Raw genomic sequence first — 2110 nt, forward strand, 5'->3', positions numbered from 1 at the left:
AGCCTTGGCAGTACTGGATGGTCGACGGCAAGAACCGCCAGCTGGGCAAAACCATCGACGGCGTCAACCACTTCTACGACGGCGCCGGGAACCTGGTCCGCGCGGGCTTCCAAGCCGATGGGGTGAGCCCCGTGCGGGAGTGGACCTACGACGCGCTGAACATGCAGCAGCGCTACAAGCGAACCTTCCCCGACGGCACCTTCCAGGAGTACATCTACCTCTACGGCCCCGGCGACCTCCGGCTGATGGAGTTCGATGGCGCCACTGGGGTCCGCAAAATGACCTACCGGGACTTGGGCGGCTCGCTTCTGCGCGAGTACGAGGTTCTGGGGTTCGGGCTCTACCAGCCGGGCAATCCCGGCGAGGTCTGGACCCACAAGAAGGACTTCCTCCACGGCCCCCTGGGCCTGATCGCCACCCGCACCCACGGCGGCGGCGCCCGCTTCTTCTTTTCTGACCACCTGGGCAGCCCGAGGGTCCTGACCAACGGCCTCGGGACCCTCACCGGCAAACACCACTACTACCCTTACGGCACCGAGTACGCCCCGGGCCAGGACGACGAGCAGGAGTACAAGTACACCGGCCACCAGCGCGACACCCACGGACTCTCGGACTACATGCGGGGGCGGACCTGTGCGTTTCCGCTGCAGCGGTTTATGAGTGTGGATTCGGGGCGAGATGGGTGGAATTTGTATGCGTATACTCGGGGGAATCCGGTGAATTTGGTGGATCCGGATGGGTTCGATGTTAAATACGCGAGCAGATCTGATGAGCGATTCATACAGAAGACCGCCAAGAAAAGGCCGAGACTCAAGGCTGTTCTCGATGCGTTTGCCCCTGGAACAGGTCGAGACCTCTTCTTCGAACATGGTAACCCAGGGACCACTGCCGGTGGCCTAGACCTTGCGGCGAGCACAACTGTACAGTTTGGCCGAGAGGCCTCCTCCGAAGCAATGATTCAAGCCTACGAAGCGGCCGGTGGTGGCGAGGCTGGAACAGCTGCCGCCGATACGATCTACGAAGAGGCCGCAAACGATGTAACGATGGCCACGGTTACGTTGGGTCCTAATGCTACAAAGAAGGATAAGCTTCACGAGCTAGGCCATATCGAACAAGCCTTGGTTAGTCCCGAGCAGTTCCGGCAGCAAGCAGAGGAAGCGCAGAGCGCGACAACCGCCGAGGAATACAACCAGACCGCTTCAGAGCTCTATGCAGAGGAGTTTGTCAAAGATGTTCAATAGTCAGCAGTCGCTTCTTCGGCCGATTTCCCGTATGGTCCTTATGATCGTCTTGGTCTTCCTAATGGCCACCACGCCGGTACCTTCCCTAAAAGCAGGAAGTATTATCGAGCACCAGCTCGCCTCTCTGAGGGAGGTAAAGGTCGAGGTCTTGGTGGGCGCCTTGCAGTATGAGCCACCCCAGGGCCTTGATCTCGGAGATCTCCAGCGAAATGCGCTTAAGGTGTCCATTGATGCGCTTCAGTCGCATGGGATTCGCGTGAACGACAGTGCAAAGGAGCATGTGATCATTGCCATACGCGAGCTCCGTAATCTCTCCACGGATACCTACTCGGCCATGATAGTCGATGTTCAGTTGCGCGAGCCTGCAGCCCTACTCCGAGAGAGCAGTTCATGCCAAGAGCCACCAATCCGAAGGATTACCTCCTGGTCTGACACCTCAATAATCACGGCTCAAGCGGGCGTCGAAGAGGAGGGTCTGCGAGAGGCCATCGCCACATCAGTGCTCGAACTTGCTCAGAAGGCACTGCAGGCTAGGAGCCGCGGAGAATCGGAGTAGGGAAGCTTGCGCGGAGGAATAATCAGAGAGCCGCGCCCCAGACCACCCACGGCGGCGGCGCCCGCTTCTTCTTCGCCGACCACCTGGGGAGCCCGAGAGTCCTGACCAACGGCCTCGGCACCGTCACCGGCAAGCACCACTACTACCCCTACGGCACCGAATACGCCCCCGGCCAGGACGACGAGCAGGAGTACAAATACACCGGCCACCAGCGGGACACCCATGGCCTCTCGGACCACATGCGGGGGCGGACGTGCGCGTTCCCGCTGCAGCGGTTCATGAGCGTGGATCCCGGAAGGGATGGGTGGAATTT

2 protein-coding genes are annotated in these 2110 nt (G+C 60.2%); both read left to right on the forward strand.

Features of this window, described 5'->3' with window-relative positions; all coding sequences use genetic code 11:
* Positions 1–1241: RHS repeat-associated core domain-containing protein (locus SX243_26085; GenBank protein ID MDY7096456.1), on the forward strand; the 1241-nt coding region annotated here is incomplete at its 5' end.
* Entirely contained in the window at positions 1231–1797 is a 567-nt protein-coding gene (locus tag SX243_26090; GenBank protein ID MDY7096457.1) for a hypothetical protein, read from the forward strand. The genes SX243_26085 and SX243_26090, both read left to right, overlap by 11 nt.
* The last annotated feature ends 313 nt before the right edge of the window (positions 1798–2110 follow it).

The organism is Acidobacteriota bacterium (assembly GCA_034211275.1).
In the GTDB taxonomy this organism is placed as follows: Bacteria; Acidobacteriota; Thermoanaerobaculia; order Multivoradales; family JAHZIX01; genus JAGQSE01.